Source organism: Herbaspirillum sp. YR522 (assembly GCF_000282575.1).
In the GTDB taxonomy this organism is placed as follows: Bacteria; Pseudomonadota; Gammaproteobacteria; order Burkholderiales; family Burkholderiaceae_D; genus Herbaspirillum.
In genome coordinates this window covers 1-19,392 of record NZ_AKJA01000116.1, presented here as the reverse complement: position 1 = coordinate 19,392, position 19,392 = coordinate 1, and the positions used below count along the sequence as shown (strand labels likewise).

At 63.5% G+C, this 19,392-nt stretch carries 17 protein-coding genes and 1 tRNA gene; 8 read left to right on the top strand and 10 right to left on the bottom strand.

Translation table 11 applies throughout. The features are described from left to right. Positions 1 to 125: 125 nt before the first annotated feature. From trmB to PMI40_RS15790, 3 genes are all read right to left on the bottom strand, one after another. Positions 126 to 845: a tRNA (guanosine(46)-N7)-methyltransferase TrmB gene (gene trmB, locus PMI40_RS15800; RefSeq protein WP_008117299.1), complete on the bottom strand. Its 720-nt coding sequence runs from the start codon at positions 843 to 845 to the stop codon at positions 126 to 128. Positions 846 to 915: 70 nt separating this feature from the next. Next, positions 916 to 989: transfer RNA gene (locus PMI40_RS15795), tRNA-Gly, on the bottom strand. Positions 990 to 1,201: 212 nt separating this feature from the next. Beyond that, positions 1,202 to 3,664, bottom strand: coding sequence for a hypothetical protein (locus PMI40_RS15790; protein WP_157221575.1), 2,463 nt, complete (start codon positions 3,662 to 3,664; stop codon positions 1,202 to 1,204). 238 nt (positions 3,665 to 3,902) lie between these two features. Here PMI40_RS15790 and arfB point away from each other — a divergent pair, with 238 nt between their 5' ends. Both arfB and PMI40_RS15780 read left to right on the top strand, forming a co-directional pair. Then, complete coding sequence (arfB, locus tag PMI40_RS15785; protein ID WP_008117295.1) at positions 3,903 to 4,331, top strand: alternative ribosome rescue aminoacyl-tRNA hydrolase ArfB; 429 nt, start codon at positions 3,903 to 3,905, stop codon at positions 4,329 to 4,331. A gap of 365 nt (positions 4,332 to 4,696) precedes the next feature. Continuing rightward, the gene (locus tag PMI40_RS15780) at positions 4,697 to 4,909 is read left to right on the top strand and encodes a cold-shock protein (RefSeq protein ID WP_008117294.1); all 213 of its coding nucleotides are present in this window, start codon (positions 4,697 to 4,699) and stop codon (positions 4,907 to 4,909) included. 473 nt (positions 4,910 to 5,382) lie between these two features. On the opposite strand, the gene PMI40_RS15775 is transcribed toward PMI40_RS15780, so the two are convergent. Beyond that, a complete protein-coding gene (locus PMI40_RS15775) occupies positions 5,383 to 5,772 on the bottom strand; it encodes a response regulator (RefSeq protein WP_008117292.1) in 390 nt (129 codons plus the stop codon). Between the two features lie 379 nt (positions 5,773 to 6,151). On the opposite strand from PMI40_RS15775, the gene PMI40_RS15770 reads away from it, so the two are divergent. Beyond that, positions 6,152 to 7,642, top strand: a complete 1,491-nt coding sequence (locus PMI40_RS15770; protein WP_008117290.1) for an ATPase domain-containing protein — start codon at positions 6,152 to 6,154, stop codon at positions 7,640 to 7,642. A 2-nt stretch (positions 7,643 to 7,644) separates the two neighbouring features. After that, on the top strand, positions 7,645 to 9,162 hold the full coding sequence (locus tag PMI40_RS15765; RefSeq protein WP_008117288.1) for an ATP-binding protein: 1,518 nt from the start codon (positions 7,645 to 7,647) through the stop codon (positions 9,160 to 9,162). A 20-nt stretch (positions 9,163 to 9,182) separates the two neighbouring features. On the opposite strand, the gene PMI40_RS24290 is transcribed toward PMI40_RS15765, so the two are convergent. The 5 genes from PMI40_RS24290 to PMI40_RS15745 all read right to left on the bottom strand — a co-directional run bounded on the left by PMI40_RS24290 (position 9,183) and on the right by PMI40_RS15745 (position 13,237). Continuing rightward, positions 9,183 to 9,341, bottom strand: coding sequence for a hypothetical protein (locus PMI40_RS24290; protein WP_008117286.1), 159 nt, complete (start codon positions 9,339 to 9,341; stop codon positions 9,183 to 9,185). A gap of 154 nt (positions 9,342 to 9,495) precedes the next feature. Beyond that, positions 9,496 to 10,122 carry a trimeric intracellular cation channel family protein gene (locus PMI40_RS15760; RefSeq protein WP_008117284.1) on the bottom strand — a complete coding sequence of 209 codons (627 nt, stop codon included), beginning with the start codon at positions 10,120 to 10,122 and terminating at the stop codon, positions 9,496 to 9,498. A gap of 138 nt (positions 10,123 to 10,260) precedes the next feature. After that, a complete protein-coding gene (locus tag PMI40_RS15755; RefSeq protein ID WP_008117282.1) occupies positions 10,261 to 10,470 on the bottom strand; it encodes a hypothetical protein in 210 nt (69 codons plus the stop codon). Positions 10,471 to 10,648: 178 nt separating this feature from the next. Continuing rightward, the gene (locus tag PMI40_RS15750; protein WP_008117280.1) at positions 10,649 to 12,313 is read right to left on the bottom strand and encodes a PAS domain-containing methyl-accepting chemotaxis protein; all 1,665 of its coding nucleotides are present in this window, start codon (positions 12,311 to 12,313) and stop codon (positions 10,649 to 10,651) included. Positions 12,314 to 12,637: 324 nt separating this feature from the next. Beyond that, complete coding sequence (locus PMI40_RS15745; protein WP_008117278.1) at positions 12,638 to 13,237, bottom strand: hypothetical protein; 600 nt, start codon at positions 13,235 to 13,237, stop codon at positions 12,638 to 12,640. A gap of 165 nt (positions 13,238 to 13,402) precedes the next feature. Here PMI40_RS15745 and PMI40_RS15740 point away from each other — a divergent pair, with 165 nt between their 5' ends. The 3 genes from PMI40_RS15740 to PMI40_RS15730 all read left to right on the top strand — a co-directional run bounded on the left by PMI40_RS15740 (position 13,403) and on the right by PMI40_RS15730 (position 17,261). Continuing rightward, positions 13,403 to 13,798, top strand: coding sequence for a nucleotide pyrophosphohydrolase (locus PMI40_RS15740; RefSeq protein WP_008117276.1), 396 nt, complete (start codon positions 13,403 to 13,405; stop codon positions 13,796 to 13,798). A gap of 42 nt (positions 13,799 to 13,840) precedes the next feature. Continuing rightward, complete coding sequence (locus PMI40_RS15735; protein ID WP_008117274.1) at positions 13,841 to 15,409, top strand: methyltransferase regulatory domain-containing protein; 1,569 nt, start codon at positions 13,841 to 13,843, stop codon at positions 15,407 to 15,409. A gap of 181 nt (positions 15,410 to 15,590) precedes the next feature. After that, positions 15,591 to 17,261: a diguanylate cyclase gene (locus tag PMI40_RS15730; RefSeq protein ID WP_008117272.1), complete on the top strand. Its 1,671-nt coding sequence runs from the start codon at positions 15,591 to 15,593 to the stop codon at positions 17,259 to 17,261. A gap of 114 nt (positions 17,262 to 17,375) precedes the next feature. Here PMI40_RS15730 and PMI40_RS15725 read toward each other — a convergent pair whose 3' ends face one another. Next, positions 17,376 to 17,972, bottom strand: a complete 597-nt coding sequence (locus tag PMI40_RS15725) for a 5-formyltetrahydrofolate cyclo-ligase (protein WP_008117270.1) — start codon at positions 17,970 to 17,972, stop codon at positions 17,376 to 17,378. Between the two features lie 54 nt (positions 17,973 to 18,026). Here PMI40_RS15725 and PMI40_RS15720 point away from each other — a divergent pair. Then, the coding region (locus PMI40_RS15720; RefSeq protein ID WP_008117268.1) for a hypothetical protein at positions 18,027 to 19,392 on the top strand (1,366 nt) is incomplete at its 3' end.

The following is a 19,392-nucleotide window of genomic DNA, read 5'->3' as shown; positions in this document are numbered from 1 at the left end:
TGCAGGCCTGGTGCTTGAACCGCGCGGTGGCGGTGTTCAAGCTGAAATAGTGTCATGCCACCCGCCATGGAAAAACGGCATGTCCCGCAAGGGCATGCCGTTTTTCGTGCTGCGGGCCGATGCGTTCAGGCGATCTTCTCGAACACCAGGTCCCACACCCCATGCCCGAGTCGCAGACCACGGTTCTCGAACTTGGTGGTCGGACGATATTCCGGCCGGGGCGCATAGCCAGACGCATCGGTCGACGTATTCTTCAGTGTCGGTTCGGCGCTCAGCACCTCGAGCATCTGGATCGCGTACTCTTCCCAATCGGTAGCGCAATGCAGGTAGCCGCCGATGGCCAGGCGCGAACTGAGCAATTGCACCAGCGGCCCCTGGATCAGGCGGCGCTTGTTGTGACGCGCCTTGTGCCAGGGATCGGGAAAGAATACGTGCACGCCGGCCAGGGTGCCCGGCGCGATCATGTGGTTGAGCACTTCCACGGCATCGTGCTGGATGATGCGGGCATTGGTCAGCCCGCCCTCGTCGATCAGCTTCAGGTAGCTGCCCACCCCCGGGGTGTGCACTTCGACGCCGATGAAGTTCTTCTCCGGCATCAGTGCCGAGATCCTGGCACTGGTCTCGCCCATGCCAAAGCCGATCTCCAGCACCGTAGGGGCGGTGCGCCCGAAGGCGGCGTCGATGTCCAGCGTTTGCTTGGCGTAGGGGATCGCGAACCTGGGGCCCAGTTCTTCCAGCGCACGCTCTTGCGCATTGGACACGCGACCGGTGCGGGTAACGAAACTACGGATGCGGCGTTCGCTGGGATCGTAGAACAGCGGCTTGCCGGATTTGTTTTCTGACATGAATGACTCGAGAATCGAAGAGCGCGGCGAGGACCGTCGCACCGGGTACGGGGCTTGGCAGCATGCAATCTGGAGCGGGTGAAGGGGATCGAACCCTCGTCTTAAGCTTGGGAAGCTTCTGCTCTACCATTGAGCTACACCCGCGGAACCGGCATTTTACGCGGCTTTATGGTGATGAGGCAACGGCACGGGCTCGTATGCGGTGGGGCCCCCGAGGTGGCCCGCTGCTGGAGAAGCGTGTGCCGATAGTTAGAGGCATGCCAGCGCGGACAGGAACGCTCCCGGAAAGGGCCGAAACAGGGCGATACCGCGGAAAAACCGACGCCATCTGACACGGAATAGGCTCAGCAAGCTGCTCAACGCGACGACGAATCGGACTGCGCGTAATGGCTGTACCGGTCGTGGTAGTCGAGCACCTGCTCGAACGCCTTGCGGAAATGCGCTTGCATGTTTGCCTGCGCGGGATCTTCCATCATATGGTAATCAAACACGAAGTGCGCGTCGGGTGAGTTATCACCCAGGCCCAGCCCAAGATCGAGTTTTCCTTCTTCCTTGCCATCGAGCAGGCGCGCCACGCCATAACATTCCGAGGGATCGTGCCCGCCGTCCAGGTTCAGATAAATGGCGACCACATTGAGTACCGCACGAAAGTCGAATGGGGCGCCATGCTTGCTGGCATGGGCAAGCGGATGCAGGAAGTAATTGCAGACACCCGACAGATCGGTGCCGAACGCCTCGCCGTGACGCAGCCGGTTCTTTTCCATCACGCTGAAGTAATTGGGAATGGCCGGGTCGTCCGGGGCGATCTCCAGCCGATCGTTGAGCCTGATCGGATGCTGTGAAAAATTCGGTATGACAGCGTTCGACGGCCGAGGCGCGGGCAGCAACCAGTTATCCTGTACGGCAGGAGGCTGGTGCGCCAGGGTAATACCGACGACGGCATCGCGACGACTCGCCTGACGCAGCATATCCTGCAGGTCGTCTGCCGTATCGAGCATGGCATCGAGCTGTTCAGAACCGATCGAACCCTCTTCGTGATACAGGTGATTGGCAAGCGTACGAATAGCTTTTGGTTGGTCGTCGCGAATGACCAGACGCTGGCGTATCGTGCCCAGTTCGGCATACTGCTGCTCGCGCTGTTCTACCCAGGGCGCATCGTCGCGCGGGTCCACCACCATGGCCTTGAACATCAGGTGGGGAAGGGCGATGAAGTCGATGCTCTCCGGCTCCTCGGCGACATCGTTCAGATAGCCCACCAGCGCCGCAACGGCTTCTTCCACATCATCCGGGTCATCTCCATGCGAATCGAGGAAGTCGTACAATGCGCCCGGCATACGGCGGCGCCAGTTGAGTTCATTTGCGCCGAGTTCATCGCGCAGCGCCTTCACAAGGTCGGTATCGCCTTGCGACAACACGATGTGTGGGCGGCCTTGTTCGTCGGGATGCTGGTCCGGGAAGATATAGTCGCTCAGCCACTCACTCATCCGCGACAGCGTGGCGCGCATGTCGTCCGAGGGGGCGTCCTGGATCCTCTTGCAGAGCAGGGTGCCGAATACACGGCCGTAGGGATTGTCATGCAAGGCTGTCTTGAAGACGATTTCGCTCTTGTCGCGGTCGAAATCATCGTGCTCGGGGCCCGGCAACTGGCGCAACAGATCATCGGCCAGCCGCATCAGGCTGTGGCAACCGAGCGTGTGCATCGACGAGCGCGCGGCCGAAAAATAGGCGCGCGTAAATTCGAAGCTCAGGTCGTGTCGAAGGAAATGCTCCAGTATGGTGTCGTATTCTTTTTCACACGCTTTCTTCAGCCCCGGATCTGCAGTGGATTTTGCCATGTCGCGCAGGCGCGCGGCCCATTGGATGGCGCAATCATTGGGCATGCGCTTGGTGTCGCGGGGCGCGTCCGAGGCGGCTTTTGCATTCGGTACCAGAAGCTGGGCATCGTCTTGCATGGCCTCGCAGACGCACTCCATCACGAATCGAAGGCGTCGCCCGGAGACTGCATGACCGGCCGGGAATTCTTCCAACTGACGCATCATTTCATTGACTTCGTCATGGCTACGCGGCGCCTTTCGAAGTTCATATTGCGTGATCGTATTGCGTAGGACCTGCAGCAAGGTGGCGTGACCACGCTGAACCGTTTCTGCACGCACGGCGCACAGGGTGTTGCTCAATAGCTCGGCGAAATCGTCACGGTGGTCGAACTCGGAGGCGCGCTCCGCCCAGTTTGCGATAAGCGGTGTGATGTGGGACGCCACGTAACTTCCTGCAGGCGCGCCATATTGCTGACGAATCCATGTAAGCAAGACGAGTTGTTCGTCGCTGTTCAATCCGGTCGTCTTGAACTTGTCCAACAGCGTTGCGGCATCCGACACGAATTGATGCTCCGCGCCCGTACCGTGCTGATGCTGTTCTGCCAGAAAACCTTCCAGCGTCCCGTTGGCGAAGGCGCCAAGAAAACGGTCCAGCCGCAGTTCGACCCCGGCATGGCCGACACCGCCGTTACCGGCGATACCGATCAATTCGGCCGGATAGATTGAAGGCGCCTCGTTGGTCAGCTTGACCAGGTCGAAGACGGTCTGCCGGGCTTCGGATTGGCGCGACACCTGGCTTGAAGGGGCATTGGCTTGCTGGGCGAGGAACGCCTGCATCCTCTGGGCAGTGCCGTTCCTGGGACGCAATGCAATGGCCGATGCATGTCTGGTTTGTGACGATGGCCGCGTGCTGGCCGATGCAGCCGATGTGTTTGCTGCCTCGTTGGCGGTGCTGGCAGGCTCAGCAGGTGCCGAGGTATTTGGAGTGAACGGTTGCAGGCGCATGGAGTTTTTCTGGTTCTGGTCGGGACATGGCGGATAGCATGGCCCGTTGCGGCAGACGCTCGCCTCCTGTGCATGGGTAGCGGCGACAACGCCATGGTTCCAACCCGGCCGGCATTCGAGGTAGAGGCGCGGGCGGCCATGCGGTAACGGCATGTCGCCCATGGTCGCCAGGCGCGAGACCTGGCGCTGCCCGGTTGGTTGGCGCAGGACCGATGGACACATCCACAGCCTTTAGAATATGGTCTTTTGGAATGGAAACACGCTCATTACAGCCCTCCTCATCCCCGACGAAGAAGTCGAACTGACCCCCATCCGCGCGCAAGGCGCGGGTGGGCAAAACGTCAACAAGGTATCGAGCGCCATCCACCTGCGTTTCGATATCCGCGCATCGTCCTTGCCGGACGAGGTGAAGCAGCGCCTGCTGGCCATGCGGGACCAGCGCATCAGCAAGGAAGGCGTGGTCATCATCAAGGCCCAGGCACACCGTAGCCAGGAAATGAACAAGGCCGACGCGTTGCAGCGGCTGCACGAACTGGTGAGGCTGGTGACCCATGTGCCGGTGATGCGGCGACCGACGCGTCCTACACGCGGTTCGCAACGCCGACGGCTGCAATCGAAGACCCAGCGCGGCGAGATCAAGTCGATGCGCGGCAAGGTGCGTGATTGAGGTCGTTCACAGTGATCCGGCCGCCTGACGCAGGGGGAGTCATCGGGCAACGTCCAGGTCGCCACTATCGACTAACGGGCGCTGCATGCAGGTCAGTAACGAGGGGGGGGGCGAGTAGGAAGCAAGGTGTTGCGCTGGCATGATGTAGTGAGACAAATACATTTTTTTCATCAAGGCGTACTCTAATCCCATGTTTCAGTTATAATTCGGTCTGCACTTGCATCAAGTCGTTTCTGGTTGGTCCCAATTCCGCATGACTGTTGTTCTCCCTTCTAGTCGTCCTGTCTTTTTTCCTTCGGTTTCATTTCTTGGTTTCGAGTGCCTTTCAGGCATGTGCCTCTACTATTAAATTGAAGGAAATATTCATGAGCAACCAAACTGGTGTGGTCAAGTGGTTCAACGATGCCAAGGGTTTCGGTTTCATCACTCCTGATGCAGGTGGCGCAGATCTGTTCGCCCACTTCCAGGACATCCAATCGAACGGCTTTCGCAGCCTGTCCGAAAACCAGCGCGTGTCGTTCGAACGCAGCGTCGGTCCCAAGGGCGAGAAGGCCAGCAACATCCAGGTGATCGCCTAAAGTTCTTGTCGGCTCCGGCCGATAAGAGCACAGCAACATCAGCATCGCCGCCTTCCTGGTCTTCGGAAATCCGCAGATCGGTACCTTGCAGATGGCAAGGATCGATAGACTAGACCGGGCATCGCGCCGATGCGCACCGCCTTCGATAAATCCGGATTTATCCAGGGCGTGGTCCAACGCTTACCGGCTGTTGACACCGTGCAGATAGCACGGGTTGGCGGGAAATGGTTCAGTTGGTCCATCACAGGCTGGTCCTGTGAAGCAAATAATTTGTTAGTCCTTCGTCCCGGCATCATGCGCAATGATGCAAGAGACCAAACGACACCTGTATTGGAGACGGCACCTCGCACGATAGCGTGGGCGGTTTCTGCGCTCGACACCACTCAGATAGAATGGGTCGGCAGATAATCCAGCATTAATAGATGAACGGCCCGCCAGTTTGGTGGGCTTTTTGCGTTGTGGGGCGCTGGTTTTCAGGAGGGTGAAAAGCCGGCCACCCTGTCTACGGTTGCCAGTAGCTCATCGACCGAACAGGGCTTGAGCAGCACCGCCTCGAATTCCTTGAGCATGGCGTGCTTGTCCGCCAGCGGGGTGGCGGTCAACAGGATCATCGGGATCGCCGCATATCCGGGCGTTTGCTTGATCGCCGACGCCATCTGCAGGCCATCCATCTCGGGCATCCGGAAGTCGGTCAGGATCAACTGGACCGGGGTTTCCCCCAGGCGCTGCAATGCCTCGATTCCGTTGCCGGCTTCCAGCGTCAGGTAGCCGTGCATCCTGATGGTGTAGGCGAAGACTTCCCGTGCGTCAACATTGTCTTCTACGACCAGTACCGTTGTCGTAGCGCGTGAAGTGTTTCCCATGGTGAAACTTTATAAAGGAGGCAACAAAATTATTATTCTTGCAATCGACCATATAGAGTGGAAAACGCACGAAAAATTCAAAATAACGTCGCTCAAAGGCGACAATTCAAGATAACACTATTTTCCTCTCCCACAAATTGCGCGTACGAAGCCGAACGGTCCAGGTCGATATTGGTCAGACTGCATCGAGTTGTTTGAAAGCAGATAAAATTGCCCGGCCGTTCATGTTGAGGGTGGCGACCGGATCATCCGGATCGACCCCGCGGCCAGCCCAGTCCGATCGATGTGCGCCCCGCAGCATTGTCTTGCAAAAATAACATTATTGAAACCAGCGACTGATGAAAAAATTCGTCTCGCTGCCAACGGGGGAGACCTCATCGTGACGCTCGCACAAAATTCCGATAGCAACTCCTTTCTTTCCACCGGCGTCGCCGGCCTCGACGATGTACTGCGGGGCGGCTTGACCCGCGACCGCCTGTTCCTGCTCGAGGGCTCGCCCGGCGCCGGCAAGACTACCCTGGCGCTGCAGTTCCTGATCGAGGGCGCTCGCCGGGGCGAGTCGGTGCTCTATGTCACCCTGTCCGAGACGGCAGTCGAATTGAAGGCCGTCGCCGCCGCGCATGGCTGGACGCTGGACGGGGTCAACATTCACGAAGTATTGCCATCGGAAAATATCCTCGACCCCGACGAGCAATACAGTGTGTTCGATCCCAGCGATGTCGAGATGGGCACCACCACGCGCGAGGTACTGTCGATTGTGGAGGCGCTCAAGCCCGTGCGGGTCGTGCTGGACTCATTGTCCGAACTGCAATTGCTGGCATCGAACCCGCTGCTGTACCGGCGCCAGGTGCTGGCCTTCAAGCAGTTCTTCGCCACCCGCGCCTGCACCACCTTGTTCCTGGACGACCGCACCGCCAGCGAAGGCGACCTGCAGGTGCGCAGCATCGCGCATGGTGTCATCTCGCTCGAGCGGATGGCCACCGACTACGGCGGCACGCGGCGCCGGCTGGAAATCGTCAAGTACCGCGGCATCGCCTTTCGCGAAGGTCTGCACGACTACAAGATCCAGTACGGTGGCATCGTGGTGTTTCCGCGCCTGGTCGCGGCCGAGACGCGAGAGAGCCTGACGCCGATGCAGTTTTCCAGCGGCATCGACGAACTCGATGTGATGCTGGGCGGCGGGATCGAGGAAGGCAGCAGCACGCTGATCGCCGGGCCGCCGGGTGCCGGCAAGTCGACCCTGGCGGCACAGTTCATCCATTCCTGTCTCAAGCAGGGCCTGCGCTCTTCGCTGTTCCTGTTCGAGGAATCGGCCTCGAATCTGCTCAACCGCACCGACAGCCTGGGCTTGTCGCTGCGCCAGCACCAGCACGATGGACAGATGGAGGTGCAGCAGATCGACCCGGCGCAACTGACCCCCGGCGAATTCGTGCACCGCGTCTGCCGGGCTGCCGACGATGGCGCCAAGGTGGTGGTCATCGATAGTCTCAACGGTTTCCTGCAGGCCATGCCCAACGAGAAACTGCTGTCGATCCACATGCACGAACTGCTGACCTACCTCGGCCAGCGGGGCGTCGTCACGCTGCTCATCGGCGTGCAGCAAGGCATGCTGGGCGGCAACATGACAACCACCATCGACGCCACCTACCTGGCCGACAATGTGCTGCTGCTGCGCTACTTCGAGTCGCAGGGCGAAGTGCAACAGGCGCTGTCGGTCTTCAAGAAGCGCGGCAGCCAGCACGAGCGCACCATCCGCCGCATGTCCATCGGCGCCAACGGAATCCACATCGGCCCGGTACTGCGGCAGTTCCGCGGCATATTGACCGGCGTGCCCAAGTTCGATCCGGGATACCCCACGGGCGTGCGCTGACAATGGCAGATAACGCGGACGGACGTCGTGTACTGATTTGCACCCCTTTCGGTAAAGATGCGCGGCTTGCCGCCCACGTCCTCGAGAAGGCCGGGCTGAACTGCGTCATCTGCAAGGACCTGGCGGAGGTACTTACGCAATTGCAGCGGGGTGCCGGCGCCTTGTTGACGGCCGACGATGTGGTGGCACCCAACCGGTCGGCGGCATTGAGTGACTTCATTGCCCGCCAGCCGCCCTGGTCCGACCTGCCGGTACTGGTGCTGACCCGCATCGCCAACGATGGTCGCTGGTACAGCGATGCGCATGACCGGCTGCGCAACCTGACCCTGCTCGAAAGCCCGGTGCGCCCGTCGACGCTGGTCAGTACCGTGCGGGCTGCGGTGCGCGCGCGAGAGCGCCAGTACGAGGTGCACGAGGCCGACCGCCGCAAGGACGAATTCCTGGCCATGCTGGGGCACGAACTGCGCAACCCGCTGGCGCCCATCGGCGCTGCGGCGCAATTGCTGGCACTGGCCTCGGCCGATGTGGGCAAGGTCAAGATGGCGAGCCAGATCATTGCCAGGCAGGTCAAGCACATGACCAGCCTGATCGACGACTTGCTGGATGTGGCGCGGGTCACGCGCGGCCTGATCACGCTCGACCGCGAACTGATCGATATCCGCCAGGTACTGGGCGAAGCCGTCGAGCAGGTCGACTCGATGATGCGTTCGCGCGGTCACACCCTTACGCTCGACATGCCCGCCAGCCAGATCAATGTGCAAGGCGACCACAAACGGTTGGTGCAGGTGTTCGCCAACGTATTGCACAACGCCGCCAAGTACACGCCCAACGGTGGCGCCATCAGCGCGGCGATGACCGTGCAGGGCAGCGAGGTGGTGGTGGAGGTGACCGATGACGGCATCGGCATGAATCCGGATGTGGTGGCGCACGTGTTCGAGCTGTTTGCGCAAGCCGAGCGATCGGCAGACCGCTCGCAAGGCGGACTGGGACTGGGACTGTCACTGGTGGAAAGCCTGGTCAGGTCGCATGGCGGCAGTGTGCAGGCCGTCAGCGCCGGTATCGGCCAGGGCAGCCGCTTCACGATCCGGTTGCCGCACATGGTCAGCCTGGCGGCCGACCAGGTTGCCGCCGCGCACGCAGGCGCTGCAGCCCAGGCACCGGCGTCCAAGCGCATCATGATCGTCGACGACAACCAGGACGCCGCCGATGCGTTGGCGATGGTGCTGCAGGTGGCTGGCTATGAAGTCAGCGCGAAATACACCGCAGGCGATGCGATCGGGTATGCCAGGCAACACGCGCCGGCCATCTGCCTGCTCGACATCGGCCTGCCCGACATGGATGGCAACGAACTGGCGCGCGCGCTGCGCCAGCTGCCCCAGACCGCCGGTGCATTGCTGGTGGCGGTGACCGGCTACGGCCAGCAGGAAGACAAGGAAAAGAGTCGTGCCGCCGGCTTCGACCATCACCTGGTCAAGCCGATCGACGTCGACCGCCTGGTCGATCTGCTGGCCCGGAGCTGACCGAAGCCGCCGCGACCTGCCTAGCGCGGGCCGCCGCGGCCGCCGTCACCCCAGCCGCCGCCATGCCCGCCGCCACCACCGCCACCCGGGCCGGGCCCGCACCACCAGGGCGCGCACACGCAGCCGCCCAGACTCAGTGCCAGCAGGACCGCCGCGCTTACGCTCAGTACTTTCTTCATTGCAATTCCCCACGTCTATGTCAGGCAAGCGTCATTGGATACCGCAAGCCTGCTAAGCGCCGTCAGGGAGTTGCAACAAATCATGTCGCGCCGGGCCATTGCGTGGCCTGTGCCGCGCGCCGTCGGTCGAATGTCCAGGTGCCGTCGCGCCGGTCTAGTCGAAGCCGCGTACCTGCTTGCTGTCCATGCGCGGCAGTTGCCACTCGAAGCGGATCGCCAGCAGCCTTGTCGAAAAACCGACCAGCAGCGAACCCAGCGTGGCGATGCGCGGGTCCAGCTCGAGCCAGAGCAGGGCGACATAGAGCGCGCCGGTCAGCAGCGACACGCTGGCATAGATTTCACGGCGCAGCACCAGCGGGACCTGGTTGCACAGCACGTCGCGCAGCAGCCCGCCGAATACCCCGGTGACCATGCCCAGGATGACCACGATGGCCGGGTGGAAGCTCGAGAAGCTGCGCGCGATGTCGCAGCCGATGATGGTAAACGCCACCAGCCCCAGGGCGTCGACCACCAGGAAGGCCGACTTGAAGCGATGCAACGCCCGGGCACCGACGGCGGCCACGATGGCCGCGCAGATGGTGAAGGCGAGGTATTCAGGGTGCGCTACCCAGCTCAGGGGATAGTGACCGATCAGGATGTCGCGCACGCTGCCGCCGCCGAGTGCGGCCACGGTGCCGATCAGGCACAGGCCGAAGATGTCCATGTCGCGCCGTATGCCCATCAGGGCGCCCGAGGCAGCTTCGGCGCAAATGGCCATCAGGTAGATGTAGTGCAGCAGCATGGCGGTCGGTCTCCGGCAAGGGGCAGGGAAGACCGGCATTGTAACGGCTGGCCGGGGCGGCGCCCCCGGGCGCCTGGCGCCGAGCCAAGGCGACAGCCAGGTCGCCGCCTGCGTTGCGGGGTGGCGACCAAGCCAGGGTCAGGCGCTGGTGTCGATGATGCTGCCGATCTTCTTGAAGCCGGCGGCGATGTCGTCACCGACCAACGTGGCGGCCGACTTGATGGTGTCGACGGTGCTGTCGTAGGCGTCGCCGATGTCGTCGCCGACTTCCTTGACCACGTTCTTGATGGGTTGGATGACCGTGTTGTACAGGCTGCTGTTGCCGGACGATACGGATGAAATGCTCATGCTGGACTCCCCGTGGAAATGATGGTGATGGCGCCGTGCGCGCGTGTCGCGGGCGACTTGCGCCCACCACTTCATCATAGCAAGCGCAGTCCCGGCGCCAGCCCGGCAACCCGGGGTGAGGGCGTAAAGATGTGCAAGTGTCTGTAAAGCCGGCGCCCGGGCGGTGTGCTTGCCAGGCTCACGGCGGCAATGCCCGCTGCTGGGCGTGCAACGCCTGGCGCGCCGGGGCGCGGGTCGACACCACGCCAGCGGCCGGCGTGGCGCGGGCCACGGCATCGATCTTGAACACCGACATCGCCAGGATCAGCCGGCCCGCCTGCTCGCTCAGGTTGGCCGCCGCCGCCGCGGCCTGTTCGACCAGTGCCGCGTTCTGCTGGGTGGTCTCGTCGATGGAATTGATTGCCACGTTCAGTTGGTCGACTCCGCCGCTCTGTTCCTGGCTGGCCGTGGTGATCTCGGCCATGGTGACGGCCATGTCGCGCACCGCCTTGGAGATCTCGTCCATCGCGGTAGCGGTTTCCTGTACCAGTTGCGTGCCGTCGCGCACCTTGCCGCTGGAGTCGGCGATCAAGCCCTTGATGTCCTTGGCGGCCGCCGCCGAGCGTTGCGCCAGGGTGCGCACCTCGGCCGCCACTACCGCAAAGCCGCGACCCTGTTCGCCCGCGCGGGCCGCTTCCACGGCAGCATTGAGCGCCAGGATATTGGTCTGGAACGAGATGCCGTCGATCAGGCTGATGATGTCGACGATCTTGTTCGAGGAGGCATCGATTTCATGCATGGTCGACCCCATCCGGCGCACCGTTTCGCCGGCCCGCTGCGCCACCTCGGAGGCGGCCGCCGCCTGGCGGTCCGCATTGGCGGCGGAGTCGGCATTCTGGCGCACGGTGGCGGCGAACTGCTCGACGCTGGAGGCGGTTTCCTCCAGGCTCGACGCCTGCGATTCGGTGCGGGTCGACAGGTCCATGTTGCCGTTGGCGATTTCCTGGGTCGATAGCGACATCGATTCGATGTTGTGCCGCACGTCGCCGATGATGGAGCGCAGGTTCACATTGAGCTGCTGCAGGGCTTGCAGCAGGAGCCCGAGGTCACCGCGCACGCTGGTGTCGACGCGCAGTTCGAGGTCGCCTCCGGCCAGCCCGTGTACCACGCCGATGGCTTGCTTGAGCGGATTGACGATACTGGCGTGGAGCATGGCCCAGCACCCCAGCACCACCAGTTCAGCCACGGCCGTTCCGGCCCACACCGGCCAGGGATTGCCGCCGGCCTTCTGCACGGCCTCGCCGGCGATGACGCCGCCGGCCACGAAGAGCAGGGTGAGCAGGCTCATGATCAACGCCAGTCGGCGCGCAATCGACATGTCGCCCATCCCCTGCAGCCAGCCGCCGATGCCGGTACGCTGCACCGTACCACGATGGATGCGCAGGCCGCGCGCATCGCCGCTGGAAAAGCGCCGGTACAGCTCACCGGCGGCCTCGATGCGGTCGCGCGCGGGCCGCGTGCGCACCGACATGAAGCCGACTACCCGCCCGCTCTCGCGTACCGGCGTCACGTTGGCCTGGACCCAGTAGAAATCGCCGTTCTTGCAGCGGTTCTTGACCAGTCCGTTCCACGGCAGCCCGGCCTTGAGAGTGGCCCACATGTCGGCAAAGGCTTCGCGCGGCATGTCGGGATGGCGCACCAGGTTCTGCGGCGCGCCGATCAGCTCGGGTTCTTCGAACCCGCTGATCTCGATGAAGTAGGGATTGACGTAGGTGATGTTGCCCTGGAGATCGGTCTTGGAGACGATCGACTTGCCATCTTCCAGCAGCCGCTCGACGTCGGTAACCGGCAGGTTTTTGCGCATGCGCTTCCCCTTGTGGGGCGAGGGCGACCGTACTGGCGGCCAGACCCTGCACCCATTGTTATGAATACCGCGGCGGCATTCCCCCCGGAAGGCCGCGGCTCCCAACTAAACCGTCGTCATGCCGACGGCATCATGCAAAGGATGAGTGGTGCTGCAAGGCAATGATGAATTTGTTATTGATATGGATGCCACCGCGAAGACTGCTGCCGAATGACCTGGCAAGCCATTGTTGGAGAATTTCCAACACATTTCAAGTCTGCCTTGTGCCCGCCGGCTGCCATGCGCGGAAATGAGGTGCAAATTGATACTTGATTACAGGTTACGTCACTGCTGGGGCTGTACCTGGAACAGCAGGCCTTGCGGCACGATCTCGACCGACAGAAGTTGACGCTCGACAACTTCGGTCATGCGTTGGCCCGGGTTGTCCAGCGCCACGCCGGTCATGCGCTTGATCAGCGGCGTGAGCCTGGCGCTCGAGCCCGTCACGAAGCTGCGCGCGGCGCTTTCGGCGCAGATCAGGAACTCATCGCGCGCGGCCGATCCCCGCGCGGTCAGCAGGATGCCCACGGCACGCAACTGTCCTTTCTTGTCGAGCGTGCCCAGTACGGTGGTCTGGGCCGGTCCCACGGTGGTCTCGAGCACGTATTCGTACTTGCCCGGATGCAGCCTGCTGTCATCGATCTGGTAGAGCCGGGCCATGTGGGCCGGCTCGCCTACCTGCAGTGCGGCCAGCACCTCGGGCAACTGCTGGTTGAAGCGCTGCGAGAATTCCCTCGGGGTCACGCCAAGCGAGGTCTGGGCCGCCTCATGCTCGGCCAGTTCGCGCTCTACCGACCGGTCGCAACCTGCCAGCACGAGGCCGCACAGGCCCAGCATGCAAAGCCACAGGCGGGCGGTGGAGCGGGGCAGGGTGGACAGGCGCATGGTTTTTTCGGCTCGGGTAAGGTTGAGCTGCCCATTGTGCCGCAATCGGTCGCGACGATGGCTGTCGCAGGTCAAGCTTTACGATGATTGCGACGCGGCACCGGACCAGCCTGGACGGCCGATGGTGATAAAGTGATCGCTTGATCCACGCCAACATTGCCATCCATGAATCCAGCACAGCAGCGCTCCGACCTGTCCGATCTACGCCAGCGTGTGCGGCAATTCAGCGACGAACGCGACTGGCGGCGCTTCCACACGCCCAAGAACCTGGTCATGGCGTTGTCGGTCGAGGTGGCCGAGCTGGTGGAACACTTCCAGTGGCTGCCTACCGGCGCCGACCATGAACTCGATGACGCCGCCCGCGTCGGCATCCGGCACGAAATGGCCGACGTGCTGGTGTACCTGATCCAGCTGGCCGACCACACCGGGGTCGACCTGCACCAGGCGGTGCTGGAGAAGCTGGAACTGAACGCCCGCAAGTACCCGGTGCAGCTGGCGCGGGCAAGCGCACGCAAATATACCGCCTATGCCGATCGCGGCACCGCGGGCGAGCCCGACTAGATCAATAACATCAACGCTACGCCAACCGCCCGGAGCACCCCCTTGAACAACTGGAATGACGGCTACGTCTTCGACATCGCCTATACCTACGGTTACTACCCCGGCATGAACCCGGCCCGCCTGCCGCTGGCCTTTGCCTGCTACGGCCTGCAGGCGCCGGTGGTGCAGACGGCTTGTGAGCTGGGCTTCGGCCAGGGTCTGTCGACCAACTTCCACGCCGCCGGCTCCGCCACCCGCTGGTGGGGTAACGATTTCAACCCGATGCAGGCGGCCTTCGCGCAGGAACTGGCGGCCGCATCCGGCGCCGGCGCACAACTGGAAGATTCCAGTTTTTCGCGTTTCTGCCGCCGCAGCGACCTGCCGGATTTCGATTTCATCGCCTTGCATGGCGTCTGGAGCTGGGTCTCGGCCGAGAACCGCGCGATCATCTTCGATTTCATCGACCGCAAGCTCAAGCCGGGCGGCGTGCTGTACATCAGCTATAACACGCAGCCCGGCTGGGCCGCGTTCATGCCGCTGCGCGACCTGCTGATGCAGCACACGCTGCAAGCCGGCAATGACGAACAGGGCGTGCCCACGGCGGCACGCATCGACGCCGCGCTCGACTTCGCGGCCAGCATGTTCGACGCCGATCCGGTCTATGCCCAGGCCAATCCCTTCATGCGCGACCGGCTGAAGATACTGCAGCAGCAGCCGCGCAGCTACCTGGCGCACGAATACTTCAACCGCGACTGGCATGCCGAGTCGTTCGCATCGGTGCACGCCCGGCTGTCGTCGATCGGCCTCGATTTTGCCTGCACCGCGCACTACGCCGACCACCTCGACATGGCCAACCTGACGCCGGCGCAGCGCCAGTTCATGCAAGGTATCGCCGACCCGGTGCAGCAGCAGAGCGTGCGCGACTTCATGGTGAACCAGCAGTTCCGGCGCGATTACTGGGTACGCGGGGCGCAACCGATGGAAGACCGGCAACGGGTGCAGGCGCTGGCCCTGCAATCGATCGTGTTGCTGACCGAGCCGGACAAGGTACCGCTGACGGTGCAAAACGTGGCCTCCGAGATCACCCTGAACCGGCTGATCTATGAGCCTATCCTGCAGGCGCTGGGCGACTACCAGCCACATACCCTGGTCGACCTGGCGGCCAGCCTGGCGCATCGCAACTTGAACCTGCAGCAGGTGATCGACTCGGCCCTGATGCTGATCGGCACCGGCCACGCCGCTCCGGTGCCGGCCGAGGGCGATGCCGCCATGCGCGCCGAGATCAACCGGCGCACCCGTGCCCTGAACTTGCACCTGTTGCACAAGGCGCGACTGGCGGCCGGCGCCGGCAGCGAAGGCGACGTCGGCCACCTGGTCAGCCCCGTCACCGGTGGCGGCGTGTCGGTCGACCGCATCGAGCAACTGTTCCTGCTGGCCTTCCTGGAACGCGGTGACGACGTGGCCGGCTGGCCGGAGGTGGTCTGGAAGCATATTTCGGCACAGGGCAAGAAGCTGGTGCGCGATGGGGTGCGGCTCGAGAGCGAGGCCGAGAACCTGGGCGAGCTGGCGTTGCAGGCACGGTTGTTCGCCGCCACCCGGCTACCGCTGTTGCGGGCACTGCAGGTGATCTGAGAGCGTGGATAAAACGGCACAGCGCAGGCCCGCGGCTTGCGCGCTGTTTGCATGTCGCCGCGCGAGCCTGTAGCATTTCGCGTGGTCATCGGCCTGCGGTGGTTATCCAGCTGCCAAGGGCAAGGAAGTAAAACAGAAAAATGGGGGGGACGGACTGCCCCCGGGGAAGAACGTCTAGCCTATGTCGCGCCTGAACCTGGAACTCAAAACCCGCCTGGCCCTGGCCGTGGTGGTCGCGGTGGTCGTCACCGCCATCGTCGTCACCGCCGTTTCATTGTTCGTCATCCGGCGTGACATGCGCGAAGAATTGGGCGGGCAGCAGTTTGCCGCGCTCCGACTCACCGCCGCCGCCCTGGATGCCGGCTTCGAAGACCGCCGCATCGCCCTGCGGCTGCTGGCCGAAGGTATTCCCGACAGCGCCCGGCACAACAGCGTGCAACTGCAGCGCTTGCTTGAACAGCACCTGTCGCTGACCGCCCAGTTCTTCAATGTGAGCGTGGTCGACGGCAATGGCAGCGTGCTGGCCAACCTGGTCGACCCATCCCAGGCCAATCGTGTCAGCCTGACCGGTCGCGATTACCTGGAGCAGACCCTCAAGACGAAGAAGGGCATCATTTCCAAGCCTTTGCTGAGCAAGATGTCGAACCGCCCGGTGGTGTTGATGACCGAGCCGGTGCTGGGCGCGCGCGGCGAGGTCGAGATGGTGCTGGTGGGCAGCATCGACCTGAAGGAAAACAACTTCCTGGGCCAATTCACCAGCGTGCAGATGGGCAACAGCAGGAGCATGTTCATCCTGGCCGGTGACGGCACCGTGATCGAGCACAAGGACAAGAGCCGCGTACTGCAGCATGTGGATGCCGCCGGTGGCAGCCGCCCCGCCAGCCAGGCCGCGCTCAAGGGTTTCGAAGGCAGCATGGAAAGCCCCGACCGCGATGGCGAGCCGGCGCTGTACGCCTTCAAGCGCATGAGCACCACCGACTGGATCATCGGTGCCCATTACCCGGCGCGTGACGCCTATGCGGCGATCGCCGCAATGCAAAACCGGGCGATCCTGGTCGCCGCCATCCTGACGCTGCTGGCCGGCCTGCTGTCGTGGTGGTTCGTATCGCGCCTGCTGCAGCCGCTGCAGCGGTTGCATGCGCATATCCAGCGCATCCGCCAGGACAAGACGCTGGAGCAGTTGCCCGGCGAGGTGCGGGCCGACGAATTGGGCGAGGTGCAGGGCGCGTTCAATGCGCTGATCGCCGAACGCAGGAATATCGAGGTCGAGCTGGACGAGGCGCGCGTGCATCTGGAAGAGATGAACAAGACGCTGGCGCGGCTGGCGCTGGAAGACGCGCTGACGGGGCTTGCCAACCGCCGCCAGTTCGAGCGCGGCCTGAACGAGGAATTCAACCGCGCCGCCCGTACCGGCCTGTCGCTGGCGGTGATCATGATCGACGTCGATTACTTCAAGCAATACAACGACCTGTACGGCCACATGGCTGGCGACAAGGTGCTGCGCCGCCTGGGTAGCGCCATTCGCGACACCAACGTGCGCCCGGAAGACCTGCTGGCCCGCTACGGCGGCGAGGAAATCGCGGTGCTGTTACCCGGTGCCAAGCTCGAAGGCGCCTTGATGGTGGCCGAACGCATCCGGCTGTCGGTCCAGAAGCTGGAGATCGAACACACCGCCAGCGCCACCGGTTTCCTGACCATCAGCATCGGGGTGTCGGCGGTGGCGCCGCAACGCCAGGTCGATAATCCCGAAGACGTGCTGCGCGAAGCCGACGAGGCGCTCTACCTGGCCAAGGCGGCCGGCCGCGATTGCATTCGCACCATCGAAGACCTGCGGCTGGCCAAGGGCGGCTGATGCCGCCGGTGCCGTGCGGGCAGCCACCGCGCCGGTGACGGTCACGCCGCCTTGCCGGCGCGGTCCGGCCGCGACGTTGCCCGGCGTGACTGGCGACGACCCGGCCCGACCTGGCTAGCGCCATTGCCCCTGGTCGGTCAGTATCAGGTCCAGCGCAACGTCGTGCGCCTCCCCCGCAAACTCCACCAGCCCGCTGGCATGGCACACCCCGACGGCCAGCGGCCGCGGCGTGCCGGCCAGGGTGCGGTCATAGAAACCGCCGCCATAGCCCAGCCGGTAGCGCTGTGCGTTAAAGCCCAGGCACGGCACCAACAGCGCCTGCGGAATCACCACCTCGGCGCTGGCCGCCGGTACCAGCGTACCCAGCGCATCCTTGTCGAGCGCATCGCCGGGTACCCAGCGCCGGAACGCAAGCGGTGCGTGGCGCTCGAGCACCACCGGCAACGACAGGTGCACGCCTTGGGCGCTGAGCGCGTTATAGGCCGACAGCAGGTCGGGTTCGCGGCGGATCGGGTGATACACCCCCAGGCTGGTCACCCCGGTGGCGGCGCACCAATCCAGTACCCGTGCGGCAATGGCGGCGTCGGCGCGGATCCGCGCGGCCTCATCCTGGGCTCGGCGGCAGGCCAGCAAATCGGCGCGCAAGGCCGATTTGGACTTGCTTTGCGGCAGCGACGGCAATGGGTCGCGTGCTATGCTTGGTGTCGTCATTTTGATGTATCAGTTAGTCTGTTTTTCTCGATTACTCAACCAGGTTGTCCAAGAATGCGTCTGAAGAATTATCTGTTCGACAAAACCCTGCGTCGGCTGGCGGCGTCCCTGGCGCTGGCCGCCGGTGCAGCGCTGTGCCTGGCGGCGCCGGCGCAGGCGCAGAAGCGCCCCGGCCCCGACGCATCGGCCGACGAGGTCTTCGTGGCCCTTCGAGCCGCCGCCGCCAGCGACAATGTCGCCCTGGCCCAGGAACTGGCGGCGCGCTTGCCGGGTTACGACCTTGCATCCTACGTCGACTACTACCGGCTCAAGCCGCGCGTGCGCGACTATAGCGCCAGCGAGCAGGAAGTGCGCGACTTCATGAATCGCTACGAAGGCCAGGCGATCGTCGACCGCCTTCGCAACGACTGGCTGTTGGCGCTGGGCAAGACCGGCAACTGGGCCTTGTTCGACGAACAGTATCCCAAATTCGTGCTCGACGACGACACCCAGGTCAAGTGCTTCGCGCTCAATTCGCGTGCCTTGAAGGGGGCCAACGTGGCCGATGAGGCACGCGCCCTGCTGGTCACGCCCAAGGACTTCGGCCAGGGCTGCAGCGACCTGATCGCCACCCTGGCCCAGAACGGCCAGTTCAGCCAGGCCGATGTCTGGTTCCAGATTCGCCAGGCCGCCGAGAACAACAACACCACCGTGGCGCGACGGGCGTCGGTGCTGGTCGACAATGGCATGGCAAGCGTGCCGCAGGTGATGGACAAGCCGGCGCTGATGCTGGCCAAGGGGCCGGGCACGGGCGCGGCCAACCATCAGCTCTACATCATCGCGCTAGGGCGTATCGCCAAGAGCAACCCGGGCCAGGCGGCGACCTATCTCAACGGCGCCGCGCGCCAGATGACCACCCAGGAAGTGGCCCTGGCCTGGGCGCAGATCGCGCTGGCGGCGTCCTACAAGCTGGCCCCGGAAGCCGCAGACTACTGGCGCCGGGCCCAGGACGCGCCGTTGTCGCAGGACGCGATGCAGTGGAAGGTGCGCATGGCCCTGCGCGCAGGCGACTGGAAAACCGTTCGCCGCACCATCGAGGGCATGCCGGTGGGGCTGCGCAACGACATCACCTGGGTCTACTGGCTGGGCCGCGCCCTGCGCGAAGACGGCCAGAACGATGCGGCACGCCGCCTGTTCGAATCGATCGCCGGCAACTTCAGTTTCTACGGCCAGCTGGCGCTGGAAGAACTGGGGCAGAAGATTTCCGTGCCGCCCGGGCCTGTGCCGCCGGGCGCCGGCGAGGTTGCCGTGTATTCGCAGAACGCCGGCTTCAAGCGCTCGTTGCGGTTCTATCAGCTCAACCTGCGCTTCGAGGCGATCCGCGAGTGGAACTGGGAACTGCGCAACATGACGGACCGCCAGTTGCTGGCGGCCGCCGCAA